This window comes from Kitasatospora cineracea (assembly GCF_003751605.1).
Classification (GTDB): domain Bacteria; phylum Actinomycetota; class Actinomycetes; order Streptomycetales; family Streptomycetaceae; genus Kitasatospora; species Kitasatospora cineracea.
Genome location: NZ_RJVJ01000001.1, coordinates 2,238,119 through 2,252,611, shown reverse-complemented (window position 1 = coordinate 2,252,611; position 14,493 = coordinate 2,238,119). Strand labels below are relative to the sequence as shown.

General features: G+C 72.1%; 11 protein-coding genes. 3 read left to right on the top strand and 8 right to left on the bottom strand.

Translation table 11 applies throughout. The features are described from left to right. Positions 1-12: 12 nt before the first annotated feature. The 3 genes from EDD39_RS10455 to glmS form a co-directional block, all read right to left on the bottom strand. A complete protein-coding gene (locus EDD39_RS10455; RefSeq protein WP_123555029.1) occupies positions 13-1,452 on the bottom strand; it encodes an NAD(P)H-hydrate dehydratase in 1,440 nt (479 codons plus the stop codon). Between the two features lie 114 nt (positions 1,453-1,566). After that, entirely contained in the window at positions 1,567-1,935 is a 369-nt protein-coding gene (locus EDD39_RS10450) for a holo-ACP synthase (protein WP_123555028.1), read from the bottom strand. A 65-nt stretch (positions 1,936-2,000) separates the two neighbouring features. Continuing rightward, complete coding sequence (gene glmS / locus EDD39_RS10445; protein ID WP_123560303.1) at positions 2,001-3,857, bottom strand: glutamine--fructose-6-phosphate transaminase (isomerizing); 1,857 nt, start codon at positions 3,855-3,857, stop codon at positions 2,001-2,003. A gap of 99 nt (positions 3,858-3,956) precedes the next feature. On the opposite strand from glmS, the gene coaA reads away from it, so the two are divergent. The 3 genes from coaA to EDD39_RS10430 all read left to right on the top strand — a co-directional run bounded on the left by coaA (position 3,957) and on the right by EDD39_RS10430 (position 7,657). Continuing rightward, positions 3,957-4,949 carry a type I pantothenate kinase gene (gene coaA / locus EDD39_RS10440; RefSeq protein ID WP_123555026.1) on the top strand — a complete coding sequence of 331 codons (993 nt, stop codon included), beginning with the start codon at positions 3,957-3,959 and terminating at the stop codon, positions 4,947-4,949. A gap of 232 nt (positions 4,950-5,181) precedes the next feature. Continuing rightward, positions 5,182-6,501 carry a glycosyltransferase family 2 protein gene (locus EDD39_RS10435; protein ID WP_123555025.1) on the top strand — a complete coding sequence of 440 codons (1,320 nt, stop codon included), beginning with the start codon at positions 5,182-5,184 and terminating at the stop codon, positions 6,499-6,501. After that, positions 6,494-7,657, top strand: a complete 1,164-nt coding sequence (locus EDD39_RS10430) for a glycoside hydrolase family 26 protein (protein WP_148089424.1) — start codon at positions 6,494-6,496, stop codon at positions 7,655-7,657. The genes EDD39_RS10435 and EDD39_RS10430 overlap by 8 nt, the downstream gene beginning before the upstream one ends. An 85-nt stretch (positions 7,658-7,742) precedes the next feature. Here EDD39_RS10430 and EDD39_RS10425 read toward each other — a convergent pair whose 3' ends face one another. From EDD39_RS10425 to rpsI, 5 genes are all read right to left on the bottom strand, one after another. Further along, entirely contained in the window at positions 7,743-9,893 is a 2,151-nt protein-coding gene (locus EDD39_RS10425) for an acyltransferase family protein (RefSeq protein WP_123555021.1), read from the bottom strand. 137 nt (positions 9,894-10,030) lie between these two features. After that, on the bottom strand, positions 10,031-11,248 hold the full coding sequence (locus EDD39_RS10420) for a glycoside hydrolase family 26 protein (protein WP_148089423.1): 1,218 nt from the start codon (positions 11,246-11,248) through the stop codon (positions 10,031-10,033). Beyond that, positions 11,238-12,356 (bottom strand): DUF3824 domain-containing protein, encoded by a 1,119-nt coding sequence (locus EDD39_RS10415; RefSeq protein WP_123818202.1) that lies wholly within the window; start codon positions 12,354-12,356, stop codon positions 11,238-11,240. The genes EDD39_RS10420 and EDD39_RS10415 overlap by 11 nt, the downstream gene beginning before the upstream one ends. A gap of 122 nt (positions 12,357-12,478) precedes the next feature. Continuing rightward, complete coding sequence (gene glmM / locus EDD39_RS10410; RefSeq protein WP_030457399.1) at positions 12,479-13,843, bottom strand: phosphoglucosamine mutase; 1,365 nt, start codon at positions 13,841-13,843, stop codon at positions 12,479-12,481. 136 nt (positions 13,844-13,979) lie between these two features. Next, complete coding sequence (gene rpsI, locus EDD39_RS10405) at positions 13,980-14,486, bottom strand: 30S ribosomal protein S9 (protein WP_014136250.1); 507 nt, start codon at positions 14,484-14,486, stop codon at positions 13,980-13,982. Positions 14,487-14,493: the final 7 nt, after the last annotated feature.

Sequence of the window (14,493 nt, the reverse complement as noted above, 5' to 3'; positions counted from 1 at the left end):
GGCGGGCGGGCCTCAGCCGGTGAGCGAGCCCCAGGCGTGGTGCAGGGCGGCGGCGAGGTCGAGGGCGGTGATCGGGGCGCCGGGGCCCGCCGCGTGGCGCCCGGCCAGGCCGTGCAGGTAGGCGGCGGCGGAGGCGGCGTCCAGCGGGGCGAGTCCGGTGGCGAGCAGCGAGCCGGCCAGGCCGGACAGGACGTCGCCGCTGCCGGCGGTGCCGAGCCAGCCGGTGCCGGTGGAGTTGACCCGGGCCCGGCCGTCCGGGTCGGCGACGACCGTGGTGGAGCCCTTGAGCAGCACGGTCGCGCCGTAGCGGGCGGCGAGCAGCCGGGCCGCCCGCAGCCGCCGGGCGGCGACCGCGTCGGCGTCGGCGTCCTCGCCGACGCCCGCGAGCAGCCGGGCGGCCTCCCCGGCGTGCGGGGTGAGCAGGACGGGCGCGTCGCGGCCGGCCAGCGCGGCCGGGCCGAGGCGGGCGAGTTCGGTGAGGGCGTCGGCGTCGGCCAGGACGGGCGCGCCGGTGTCGAGCGCCTCGCGCAGGGTGCGTTCGGCGTCCTCGCCGCCGCCCGGGCCGACCACCCACGCCTGGACGCGTCCGGCCCGGGCCGGGCCGTCCTCGGTGACCAGCGTCTCGGGGTGCCGGCGGACCACCTCGGCGGCCGCGTGCCCGGTGTAGCGCACCGCCCCGGCCCCGCCGTGCAGCGCCCCGGCGACGGCCAGCACGGCCGCGCCGGGGTAGCGGGCGGACCCGGCGGCGACGCCGACCACCCCGCGCCGGTACTTGTCGCTCTCCGCGCCGGGGACGGGCAGCAGCGCGGTCACGTCGGCGTGCTGGAGGGCCCGGACGGGGGCGGGCGGCAGGTCGAGGCCGAGGTCGACCAGGTGGACGACGCCCGCGTACCGCGCGCCGGGGTCGATCAGCAGGCCGGGCTTGTGGGTGCCGAAGCAGACCGTGACGTCGGCGCGCAGCGCGGGCCCGGCGACCTCGCCGGTGTCGGGGTCCACCCCGGAGGGGACGTCCACGGCGACCAGGCGGCCTCGGCGCGCCATGGCGGCGAACGGGGCGGCGGCGGGGCGCAGCGGGCCGCGGCCGCCGATCCCGACGATGCCGTCCAGCACCAGGTCGGCCCGGCCGAAGGCGTCCGGGTCCGCGGTGGTCCGGCCGCCCGCGGCGAGCAGCGCGGCCAGCCCTCCGGCGTGCGCCTTGGCCGGGTCGAGCAGCAGCGCCTCGGCGCGGGCCCCGCGCCGGGCCAGCCGGGCGGCGGCGTACAGGGCGTCTCCCCCGTTGTCCCCGGACCCGGCCAGCACCAGCACCCGGCTCCCGTACACCCGCGGCAGCAGCCCCGCGCAGACGGCGGCCAGCCCGGCGGCGGCCCGCTGCATCAGCGCTCCCTCCGGCAGCCGGGCCATCAGCGCGGCCTCGGCGGCCCGGACCTGCTCGACGGTGTGGGCGTGACGCATGCGGGTTCTCCATTCTCGACGAGGGGCGTGTTCACGAGGGGCGTGTTCAGGGGCTCGGGGAACGGCGGGCCCCTGTTGTGGATCCCGCCGTTCTCACCGAAGCCCCCCTGCTGCTCACCCTTCCGCGATGACGACGGCCGAGGCGACGCCCGCGTCGTGGCTGAGCGAGAGGTGCCAGGAGGTGACGCCGAGCGCGGCGGCGCGGGCCTCGACGGTGCCGGTGATGTGGAGCAGGGGGCGGCCGGAGTCCTCGACCCGGACTTCGGCGTCCTCCCAGCGCAGGCCGGGGGGTGCGCCGAGGGCCTTGGCGACGGCCTCCTTCGCGGCGAACCGGGCGGCCAGCGAGGCGGTGCCGCGGCGCAGGCCGGAGGGGAGGATGAGTTCGGCGGGGGTGAAGAGGCGTTCGGCGAGCCCGGGGGTGCGTTCCAGGGACTCCCCGAACCGCCCGATGTCCGCCACGTCGATGCCGACCCCGATGATCACGTCCCGCTCCTTCGTCCGTGCCTGCACAGTGGCTACCCACTACGCAGGCACGGACGATACGCGTGCTACTCGACCGTGACGGACTTGGCCAGGTTGCGCGGCTGGTCGACCTCGTGGCCCTTGGCGGTGGCCAGCTCGCAGGCGAAGACCTGGAGCGGGACGGTGGAGACCAGGGGCTGGAGCAGGGTCGGGGTGACCGGGATCCGGATCAGGTGGTCGGCGTAGGGGACGACGGCCTCGTCGCCCTCCTCGGCGATCACGATGGTGCGGGCGCCGCGGGCCCGGATCTCCTGGATGTTGGAGACGATCTTGTCGTGCAGGATCGAGCGGCCGCGCGGCGAGGGCACCACGACGACGACCGGCAGGCCCTCCTCGATCAGGGCGATCGGGCCGTGCTTGAGCTCGCCGGCGGCGAAGCCCTCGGCGTGCATGTAGGCGAGCTCCTTGAGCTTGAGCGCGCCTTCGAGGGCCACGGGGTAGCCGACGTGCCGGCCGAGGAAGAGCACCGAGCGGGCGTCGGCCAGCGAGCGGGCGAGCGCGCGGACCGGCTCCATGGTGCCGAGGACCTGCTCGACCTGCCGGGGGGCGTCGCCGAGTTCGCGGATCACGGAGGAGATCTCGTCGCCCCACTTGGTGCCGCGCACCTGGCCCAGGTAGAGGGCGACCAGGTAGCAGGCGACCAGCTGGGTCAGGAACGCCTTGGTGGAGGCGACCGCGACCTCGGGGCCGGCGTGGGTGTAGAGGACGGCGTCGGACTCGCGCGGGATGGTCGAGCCGTTGGTGTTGCAGATCGCCAGCACCTTGGCGCCCTGCTCGCGGGCGTGCCGCAGCGCCATCAGGGTGTCCATGGTCTCGCCGGACTGCGAGATGGCGATCACCAGGGTGCGGTCGTCCATGATCGGGTCGCGGTAGCGGAACTCGCTGGCGACCTCGACCTCGCAGGGGACCCGGGTCCAGTGCTCGATCGCGTACTTGGCGATCATGCCGGCGTGGAACGCGGTGCCGCAGGCGACGATCACCACCTTGTCGACCTCGCGCAGCACCTGGTCGGGGATGCGCAGCTCGTCGAGGGTGAGCCGGCCGTCGGTGCCGATCCGGCCGAGGAGGGTGTCGGCGACGGCCTTCGGCTGCTCGGCGATCTCCTTGAGCATGAAGTAGTCGTAGCCGCCCTTCTCGGCGGCCGAGGCGTCCCAGTCGACGTGGTACTCGCGGACCTCGGCGGGGGTGCCGTCGAAGTTGGTCACCGTGACGCCCTCGGGGCGCAGTTCGACGACCTGGTCCTGGCCGAGCTCGACGGCCTCGCGGGTGTGCGCGATGAACGCGGCGACGTCCGAGGCGAGGAAGTTCTCGCCGTCGCCGACGCCCACCACCAGCGGCGAGTTGCGGCGGGCGCCGACCACCGTGCCGGGGGCGTCGGCGTGCACCGCGACGAGGGTGAAGGCGCCGTCGAGCTGGCGGCAGACGGCGCGCATGGCCTCGGCCAGGTCGCCGTCGTAGGCCTCGGCGAGTAGGTGGGCGACGACCTCGGTGTCGGTCTCGGAGCGGAGGGTGCGGCCCCGGTCGGTGAGGTCGGCGCGCAGCCGCGCGAAGTTCTCGATGATGCCGTTGTGGACGACCGCGACCTTGCGGTGGTCGTCGAGGTGGGGGTGGGCGTTGGCGTCGGTGGGGCCGCCGTGGGTGGCCCACCGGGTGTGTCCGATGCCCGTGGTGCCGGCCGGGAGGGGGGTTTCGGCCAGCGACTTCTCGAGGTTGACGAGCTTTCCGGCCCGTTTGTCGGTGGACAGGAGCCACTGCCCGTCGGCTCCTGCGGTCTGCACCGCGACGCCGGCCGAGTCGTAACCCCGGTACTCCAGCCTCCGCAGACCTGCGATCACTACGTCCAGGGCCGACTGAGGCCCGGTATATCCAACAATTCCGCACATGTGCGCCAGCATAAGTGCGCTTGTTCGGGCCCCGGGGGGTCGGATGACCACACCGGGTGACCGACACCACAACACCCGTCGCCCCGGAGACGGCCCACAATGGACACCGTGCTGACCGAACTCTGTACGAAGGGTGCGCCGTCCGCGCCCACTCCCTCCCCGTACGTGGATCTGGACCGCGCCGAGTGGAGTGCGCTGCGCGAGCGCACCCCGCTGCCGCTGACCGCCGAGGAGGTCGAGCGCCTGCGCGGGCTCGGCACCGCCCTGGACCTCGACGAGGTCCGGGACGTCTACCTCCCGCTGTCCCGGCTGCTGAACCTCTACGTGCACGCCACCCACGAACTGCGCGGCGCGATCGGGAGTTTCCTCGACACACCCGACACCGAGCGGGTCCGCACCCCGTTCATCATCGGCGTGGCCGGCTCGGTCGCGGTCGGCAAGTCCACCACCGCCCGGCTGCTGCAGGCACTGCTGGCCCGCTGGCCCGAGCACCCGCGGGTCGAACTGGTCACCACCGACGGCTTCCTGCTGCCCAACGCGGAGCTGCGCCGCCGCGGCCTGATGGCCCGCAAGGGCTTCCCCGAGTCGTACGACCGGCGGGCGCTGATGCGCTTCGTCGCGGACGTGAAGGCCGGCAAGGAGCGGGTGACCGCGCCGGTGTACTCGCACCTGGTGTACGACATCGTGCCGGACGAGCGGCTGGTGGTGGAGCGCCCGGACATCCTGATCGTCGAGGGCCTCAACGTGCTGCAGCCGGCCCTGCCCGGCACCGACGGGCGGACCAGGATGGCGGTCGCCGACTACTTCGACTTCTCGATCTACGTCGACGCCCGCACCGACGACATCGAGGCCTGGTACCTGGACCGGTTCCGCAAGCTGCGGCAGACCGCGTTCCAGGACCCGAACTCCTACTTCCGGCGGTTCACCGAGGTGCCGGAGGAGGAGGCGATGGACTACGGCCGGCAGGTCTGGCGGACCATCAACAAGCCGAACCTGCTGGAGAACGTGCTGCCCACCCGCGGCCGGGCCACCCTGGTGCTGCAGAAGGGGCAGGACCACAAGGTCCGCCGGGCGCTGCTGCGCAAGCTCTGAAACCCGTGGTTGGTCCGCACAGGATCCTCACGTTCCGGTAACCGTCCGCGCACGACCGGTATGCGTCCGTACGGCTCGACCGACGGCGCATCACGGCTTGGTCCCGATTGCCGCGTTTCCCCGCCCGGGGGGGCCGTTATGCCCTCCTTGCGAGGATTCACTCGACCGGCGGACGTCTATCATCAGGACCGCCTCACCAACATTCGGTCAAGTCAGGACGGCTTCGGGAGCCATGCTCGCTTTCTTGCTCCAGCTCCGCCAGTGGTGGACCGTCGGCACCGTCTACCCGTTCGCCGCCTTCATGACCGGCATATGGGTTCTCTGGTTCGTCAGGCTCGCCCTGGCCCGCCGCTACCGGCCCTGGAAGCGCCCCTACGAGGTGACCACTTCGGTGATCATCCCCGTGGTGGACGAACCCGCGGATCTCTTCCACTCGGTGCTGGACCGGATCATCGACCAGCAGCCCACCGAGATGGTGGTGGTCATCAACGGCCGCCGCAACGAGGTGCTCGAGCAGGTCTGCGACCAGCTCGGCGTGTACTGGCTGTGGACCGAGATACCCGGCAAGCGCAACGCCCTGAAGGTCGGCCTGGAGGCCTGCACCAGCGAGATCGCGGTGCTGGTCGACTCCGACACCGTGTGGACGCCCAGCACCCTCCCGGAACTGGTCAAGCCGTTCCGGGACGAGACGGTCGGCGGGGTGACCACCCGTCAGCGCATCCTGGAGCCCGGCCGCTCGGTGCTCACCCGCTGGGCGGACTGGCTGGAGAGCGTCCGCTGCCAGTACTCGATGCCCGCGATGAGCGTGCTCGGCACCGTCGGCTGCCTGCCCGGCCGGACCATCGCCTTCCGCCGGAAGATCCTGGTCGACTGCATGGACGACTTCCTGAACGAGAAGTTCCTCGGGGTGTTCCTCGAAGTCAGCGACGACCGGACGCTGACCAACTACACCCTCAAGCAGGGCTACCGCACTGTCTACCAGTCCACCTCCCTGGTGTACACGGACGCGCCGCTGCAACTGCGCAAGCTCACCAAGCAGCAGTACCGCTGGGCCCGCGGCTCGCAGTACAACACGCTGCGGATGCTGCCGTGGATGCTGCGCCGGGCGAAGATGCTGGCGCTGTTCTACCTGGTCGACATCCTGGTGCCGTTCGTGCTGCTCGGCTCCTTCGCCTCCTGGGGGAAGGCCCTGTGGCGCCACACCGGCCCCAGCCTGTACATGGACCTGCCGCTGCCCGGCGTCCACTGGAAGGCCATCGCCACCATCCTGGTGCTGGCCGCGGTGATGTCCCTGCTCTCGCTGGCCATCCGGTTCGGCCGGCACTTCGCCTACCGGGCACAGGACCTGGTGTTCCTCCCGGTGTTCATGGTGATCAACACCTTCATCCTGCTGCCGGTCCGGCTGCTGGGCTTCTTCCGGATGGGCCACAACGCTTCCTGGGGCACCCGCGCGGACAGCTTCGCGGGTGAACGGGTTCGCAGCGTCAAGGTGGTCATCCCCTATCTGCTGGGCAGCGCCATGCTGGCCGGGTCGGTGATGATGAGTGTCTGAGACGACGTCCGCGGAGAGCTCGGTCCAGGGCTCCCCCGCCACTCGGCGCCGCAAGAAGATGCACTGGTGGTCCCGCGGCAGCGGGATCCGGCTGCGGGTCTGGATGACCGTCAACGTCGTACTGCTGGGCGCCCTGTGCTGGGGGGTGATGGCCGCGCTGCGCCTGGACGACATGGGTCCCCGGTACTCCGGCCTCGGCCGCCCGGCCGCCGGCCCCGGCATGCAGCAGCTGATCCACCCGGCGCCGCCGCCGGTGCCCGACAAGTCGGTGTTCGCCACCCCGAACGGCAAGTACTTCGGCGTGGCGACCCCCGAGGCGCCGTGGTCCTCCGGCGAGGTCGACTCGATCGCCGACAAGGCCGGCGTCCGGCCCACCATGACCGAGTACTTCGTGCGCTGGACCGCCGACTTCGACCCCAAGGCGGTGTCCCGGGCGTACGAGCACGGCACCCTCCCGGTGATCTCCTGGGAGCCCTGGGACGGCGAGGACGCCGGGCACACCGAGCAGCCGACGTACGCGCTGCGGACCATCATCGGCGGCGCCCACGACGACTACATCCGGCGCTTCGCGCAGGGCGTCGCGGCCCAGAAGTGGCCGGTGGCGATCCGGTTCGCGCACGAGATGAACGGCGTCTGGTACCCCTGGTCGGAGGCCAAGAACGGCAACCAGAAGGGCGAGTACGTCGCGGCCTGGAAGCACATCCACGACATCTTCAAGGAGGTCGGGGCGGACAACGCCATCTGGGTGTGGAGCGCCAACATCGTCCGCCCGGTGCCGAACGTCGACCTGGCCTCGCTCTACCCCGGTGACGACTACGTGGACTGGGTCGGCCTGACCGGCTACGGCACCAAGAACGAGGCCACCGCCACCGAGACCTTCGGCCCGACCCTCGACATCATCCGCAAGATCACCAAGAAGCCGATACTGATCACCGAGACCGGCCGCGAGCCCAGCACCGCGCTGAAGGCGAAGTGGACCACCGACTTCTTCAGCTGGCTGAACCAGCAGCCGGACGTGCTCGGCTTCATCTGGTTCGAGCGCGACACCGACAACGGCGGCAAGGCCGACTGGCGCTTCGACGAGACCCCCGACTCGCAGCGCGCGTTCTCCACCGGCATCGCCACCGTCAAGCTCGCCGACGGACTCGGCGGCTGACCCGGCGTCAACCCCCGCAGCACGAAGGGGCCGGGCCCGGAGGGAATCCCTCCGGGCCCGGCCCCTTTCCCGTCCCCGCCGCCCGCTACTTCCAGGCGATCCGGTTGCGGTCGAACTCCTGCTTCAGCCGGTCCTGGAGGGCCGGCACCAGGGTCTTCACGTACGTCGCGGTGATGTGCGAGCCGTCCCGGTAGACCAGGGCCGAGCCGATCACCGCGGGGCAGCGCCCGCCCGGGCAGATCATCGGGTTGAGGTCGATGACGCCCGCGCCGACCTTCTTGGCCAGCTCGGTCTGCAGCTGCGCGGTCTCGTAGTTCGAGTCGAACGCGCACGCCGACAGCTTGGACTTGTTCTTGGCCACGCACTCGTACACCGGCGAGGGCACGCCGTTGACGTTGTTCAGCAGCACCGTCACCGGGATGCCGGCCTTCTGCAGCTTGGTCCAGCTGCGCTCCAGGCCGTCGCGCATCGGCGGCAGGTCGCCGGCGCCGGACCCCGAGGCGTCCGCCAGCGCGTGGGCCGAGTTCTGCGAGGTGAGCACCATCGCCGGGCGCAGCTCGAGGATCTTGGCCATCGCCTTCTTGTTCCAGTCGGCGCAGCTCTTGTAGGGCCGGTCGTTGAGCACCGCGACGGTGTCGGCGAACGCGCAGCTGGACTTGGTCACGGTGACGACGTGGATGCCGTGCGCCTTGCCGATCTCGTCCAGGGCCGGCTGCCACTGCAGGACCTTCGAGTCGCCCGCCATCACCACCACGGTGGCCGCCGAGGTGTCGCCGAAGTCGCAGCTGGCCACCGTGGTGGCCTCCTGGCCGGCCTGGCACTTCATGCCGTAGGCCGCCGGGACGTCCGCGGTCGCCTTCAGCGGATCCGGCTGCACCGTCGGGTACTTGTCGGTCTTCCACAGGTCGCTCTGCTGCTGGTCGCTCAGCCCGGTCAGCGCGGCCGCACCGGCCACCGGGCCGCCGCTGCCGCCGCCGGTGCCGAGGGTGAGCAGCAGGCCCGCCGCGACGGCCAGCGCGGTGGACGGCACGCCGACCGCCCAGGTGGCCTTGAACGGGCGGGACAGCGCCGCGGAGAACCGGATCGGGTTCTCGACCAGCTTGTGCGACAGCCAGGCCGGGACGACCGACACCGCCACCGCCAGGACGCCGACCTTGCCGCCGTCGCCCCACTTCGCCTGGGCGGCGACCAGCAGCGGCCAGTGCCACAGGTACAGCGAGTAGCTGATGCCGCCGACCCACACCATCGGCGGGAGGGCCAGCACCCGTCCGGCGCCGCTCGGGCCGCCGACCCCGCCGATCAGCACCAGGGCGGCGCCCACGGTGGGCAGCAGCGCCCAGTAGCCGGGCCAGGCGTAGCTGCCGTCGAGGAAGTAGCCGCCGCCCAGCACGGCCAGCAGGCCGAGCGTGGTGAGCGCCGCGCCGGCGCCCCGGCCGAGCCCGGCCAGCTTGGGCAGCGCCAGCGCGACGATCGCGCCGACCGCCAGCTCCCACAGCCGGGTCGGGGTGACGAAGAACGCCTGCGCCGGGGACTTGCCGGTGTAGTACACCGAGAAGGCCAGCGACGCGCCGGCCACCAGCGTGATCGCCACCGCCAGCATCCGGGTCAGCGACCAGCGCAGCCGCGGGGCGAGCCAGAGCGCCAGCACGATCAGCACCGGCCAGACCAGGTAGAACTGCTCCTCCACCGCGAGCGACCAGAAGTGCTGGACGGGCGAGGGCAGGACGTCCGCGGCCAGGTAGTCGACCGACCGGTCGGCCAGCCGCCAGTTCACCACGTACAGCGACGCGGCCAGCAGGTCCCCGCCGAAGGTGGAGCGCTGGGTCACCGGCAGGTAAAGGTACGTCAGCACCGCGGCGGCGAGCACCGCCAGGCAGGCGGCGGGCAGCAGCCGCTTCGCCCGGCGGGCGTAGAACGCGCCCAGCGAGAGCCGGCCGGTCCGGCCTATCTCCTTCACCAGCAGCGAGGTGATCAGGAAGCCGGAGATGACGAAGAAGACGTCGACGCCGACGAAACCGCCGCGCAGCGACTTCGGCACGGCGTGGTAGACCAGCACCAGCAGGACCGCGACCGCCCGCAGGCCCTCGATGTCCGGGCGGAACGCCCCCTTGTGGCCCTTCTTCCTGCGCCGGTCGGCTCTTCGCCCGCCCGGCACCGACGGCGCGGCACCGACCTCCGGTCCCGTCCGGGCGGCCGTCGCCAGCTCGCCCTGGACGGGTTGGTGGTAACTGCTCATGAACCCTCTTCCTTGCCCCGGTTCTCAAGCGAAGCAGTTCGCCGAGCCGCCGAAAGTCCTTCTCAGCAATGATTGGGTCCAGATCATATGGGTACGGCGTGTACGACTTGTGTGCGGGCCCGCGGGTTGACGGGCCGTCAGCGCATCGGCCCCGGGACCAGCGGCAACGACCCCAGCCCGTCCCGGAAGGCGCGCTGCGCCTCCGGCGAGGTGGTGAACCGCCAGTCGTAGCGCGAGCCGTCGGTGTCGGAGAACTGGAACCAGACGAAGCCGATCACCCGCGGGTGCGCGGACAGCCAGGAGAAGAAGTCCTTGATCAGCGGCGCCTTGACCGGCGACGGCCGCACGCCCGCCTCGCCGATGAACAGCGGCTTGTCCGACAGCGCGGTCAACTCCCGGTAGGTGGGCCCCAGCAGCTGCTCCGCGGTGGTCTCGCCGTCGCTGCTGTACGCCTCCGTCCCGATCCAGTCCACGTAGTCGTCACCGGGGTAGTACCGGGACAGCGGGGGCTTGCCGGGGCTCTGCAGGTCCGGGCACCAGAACCAGATCACGTTGGTCACGCCCTGCTGCCGGAACACGTCGTGGACGTGCCGCCAGGCCGCGACGTAGTCGCCCTTCCGGTTGCCGTTGCGGTCCTCCGACCAGGTGTACCAGGGCTCGTTCATCTCGTGCGCGAACCGCAGCACCACCGGCCGGCCGGACTTCTTCACCGCCTGCGCGAAGCGCTTGACGTAGTCGTCCTGCGACCCCGCGGCGATCTTCGCCAGCGCGAACTCCGGCTGGTCGACGGCCTTGTCGCCGCCCGACCACGGCTCCCAGGTGAGCAGCGGCACCCCGCCGAGCCGGTACGACTCGTCGAAGGCGGCCTGGTCGAAGTCCTGGTGCCACTTCAGGAAGTACTCCTGGACGGTCGTCCGCACCCCGGTGATCTGCGCCATGTTCGCGGCTTCCTCCGCGTTCGGGGCGCTGGGCGTGGCGATGCCGAACAGCGTCCCGGGCGGGCTGAGCAGCTGGCTCCGGGTGGCGGCGGTGCCGGGCTTGGCCGGGTCGTCGGGCGCCGCGGACGGGTCGGCCGGGGCCGCGGACGCCGCGGTCTGGGCGGCCGCCTGGTCCGGGGAGCCGTCGTCCAGCAGCAGCGCGGTGCAGCCCAGCACGAGGACCACCGCGAGCCCGGCCCGGCCCAGGACCGGGAAGCTCCGCCACCACCGGGTCACCGGGAGCGCGCGCAGCCGCTCCCAGCCCGGTATCAGGAGCGCCCGCAGCCGCTCCAAGCCCGGTATCAGGAGCGCCCGCAGCCGCTCCCACCAGGCGCGGAGCGGCAGCGGGCCGGGACGCCGGAAACGCTTAACCGGCATTCGTCATGGCGGCCTGGCCGCGGGCCTTCAGGTCGTCCAGTGCCTGCTTGGACACCCCGGCGGCGGCCTGCTTGGTCGCGGGCGTGCCGTCGGTCACCGCGCTCCCGTCCGCGTTGCCCGCGGTGGTGAACACCATGTACCGGCCGAACGCCTTGTTCGAGAACGTGCACTGGCTCAGGTCCGGGCAGAACCGCGGGGTCTGGTCCGAGCGCAGCGGCTTGATGTTGCCGACCACCTTGGCCTGCGCCCGGTCGGCCTGCGACTTGGAGTCGAACACCACGATGCCGACGGTGACCGCGGCCTTGTCGGAGACGTACGTCGCCAGGTAGATGTCCCGGCAGTTCTCGTTCTCCAGCACGGTGCCCAGGCCGCTGACGGTGCCCGCGCCGCACTGGTCGTCGTGCTCGGTCGCCTTCTTGGCCAGCGTCTGGCCCTCGACGCTCAGGCTGGCCTTCGGGAACAGCGTGTCGAGCGAGACCGGGGCCTTGTCGCTGGAGCCCCGGCTCAGCGCGTCCTCCGGGCTCTTCGGCTTCGTCCCGCCGGAGGAGGAGGACGAGGAGGACGGCGACGGGGAACCCGAGGAGTTGTCACCGGACGCCGAGGCGCTCGACGACGGGCCGGCGATCGGGTCGTTCTTCTTGTCGTCCTTGCCGAGCACGTTCATCGACACCACGACGATGCCGGCCAGCGCGACCGCGCAGACCAGGGCGATCCCGCCCAGCATCATCCGCTTCTTCTTCCGGGCGGCCGTCTCGTGCTGGTCGGCCATCGCCGTCCAGTCCGGCTCGTCGCCGTTCTGGAACGTCCCGGCACCGTACCGGCCCTGGACGGGCTGGCCCGGGTAGGGCTGCTGGCCCGGGTAGGGCTGGTTCGGCGGCGGCACCTGCCCCGGGTACTGCGGCGGGCCGTAGCCGCCCTGGTTGTACGGCGGGGGCACCTGCCCCGGACCCGCCGCCGGGGGCGGGTAGCCGTAGCCGGGCTGCGGCGGCCCCTGCGGGGGCTGTCCCTGCTGCGGGGGCGGGTAGCCGTAGCCCTGCGGCGGCACGCCCTGCGGCTGCCCCTGAGCCTCCGGTCCCCCCGGCTGCGCCTGCTGCTGACCATCGGTCATCTGAGTCTCCGCCACCCTTCACTCAACGCGCAGATCCTATCCGGAAACTTATCCGAGTCCATCGGCCCGCCCCCTCCAGGTGAAGGAGTTGCGAATCCGCAACTCCCCACCGGACACATCCCTCACCCCAGGTGCAGCCGGACCGCGTCCGCGAGCCGCTGGCAGACGTCCTGCGCCTGCTCCTCGCCGACCGCCTCGACCATGACCCGGACCAGCGGTTCCGTGCCGGACTTGCGCAGCAGGACCCGGCCGGTGCTGCCGAGTTCGGCCTCCGCCTCGGCGACCGCGGCCTGGAGCTCGACGCAGGACTCGACCCGGTTCTTGTCCACGCCCTTGACGTTGATCAGCACCTGCGGGAGCCGGGTCATGACCGAGGCAAGATCGGCCAGCGGCTGCTTGGTGGCGGCCAGCCGGGCGCCCAGCATCAGGCCGGTCAGGGTGCCGTCGCCGGTGGTGGCGTGGTCGAGCAGGATGACGTGCCCGGACTGCTCGCCGCCGAGCGCGTAGCCGTGCTGCTTCATCTCCTCCAGCACGTACCGGTCGCCGACCGCGGTCTGCACCAGCTCGACGCCCTCGCGCTCCATCGCCAGCTTGAAGCCCAGGTTGGACATCACGGTGGCGACCGCGGTGTTGCGGCGCAGCGTGCCGGCCTCCTTCATGGCGACCGCGAGGACGGCGATGATCTGGTCGCCGTCGACCTCGTTGCCGTCCGCGTCGGCGGCCAGGCAGCGGTCGGCGTCGCCGTCCAGGGCGATGCCCAGGTCGGCCCGGTGCTCCTTCATCGCGGCGCGCAGCTTGTCCAGGTGGGTGGAGCCGACGCCGTCGTTGATGTTCAGGCCGGTCGGCTCGGTGCCCAGGGTGTGCACCACCTCGGCGCCGGCCCGGGCGAACGCCTCGGGGGCGACCCGGGCGGCCGCGCCGTGCGCGCCGTCGATGACGACCCGGACCCCGTCGAGCCGGTTCGGCAGCACCGCGACCAGGTGCGCCACATACCGGTCGAAGCCCTCGTTGTACTGGCGGACCCGGCCGACCGCACCGCCGGTCGGGCGGTTCCAGGTCTCGTCGCCGACGCCGTAGCGGCGGTAGTGCGCCTCGATCGCGTCCTCGATCGCGTCGTCCAGCTTGTGGCCGCCGCGGGCGAGGAACTTGATGCCGTTGTCCGGCATCGCGTTGTGGCTGGCGGAGAGCATCACGCCGAAGTCCGCGCCGAGCGCGCCGGTCAGGTAGGCCACCGCGGGGGTGGGCAGCACGCCGACCCGCAGCACGTCGACGCCGGCGCTGGCCAGGCCCGCGATCACGGCGGCCTCCAGGAACTCTCCGGACGCCCGCGGGTCCCGGCCGACCACGGCCACCGGCCGGTGGCCCTCGAACGCGTTGGCGTCGCCGAGCACGTGCGCGGCGGCCACCGACAGGCCCAGTGCCAGCTCCGCGGTCAGGCCCTCGTTGGCCACACCGCGCACCCCGTCCGTACCGAAGAGTCGTGTCATGTCCGCGTTCGTCCGTCCTGTCGTGCCTGTACCGGGCTCGGGTGGTGCCGCCCCCGCGGACTCCGCACCGGCCCGGGAGGCACAACGCCCCGGAGCACTGGAGTGCTCCGGGGCGAGGATCGCATGAAGGGTGCGATTAGCGCTTGCTGTACTGCGGCGCCTTGCGGGCCTTCTTGAGACCGGCCTTCTTGCGCTCGACGGCGCGCGAGTCACGGGTCAGGAAGCCGGCCTTCTTGAGCGCGGCGCGGTTGTTGTCCACGTCCGCCTCGTTCAGGGCACGGGCCACGCCGAGGCGCAGCGCGTAGGCCTGACCGGACACGCCGCCACCCGCGATGCGGGCGATGACGTCGTAGCGGCCGTCCAGCTCGAGGAGCTTGAAGGGCTCGTTCACGGTCTGCTGGTGCACCTTGTTGGGGAAGTAGTTCTCCAGGGTGCGACCGTTGATCTTCCACTGGCCGGTGCCGGGGACGATGCGCACGCGGGCGATCGCCTCCTTGCGGCGGCCGAGGCCGGCGCCGGGAACGGCCTCGCCGAAGCGGCCGGCCAGCGACTCGGTGGTGTACTCGGTCTCGGTGGTGTACTCGTCGACGTTCTCGTCGTCGAACTCGACCTCGAGGGTGCTCTCGATGGCAGTCTCGGCCACGGTGTTC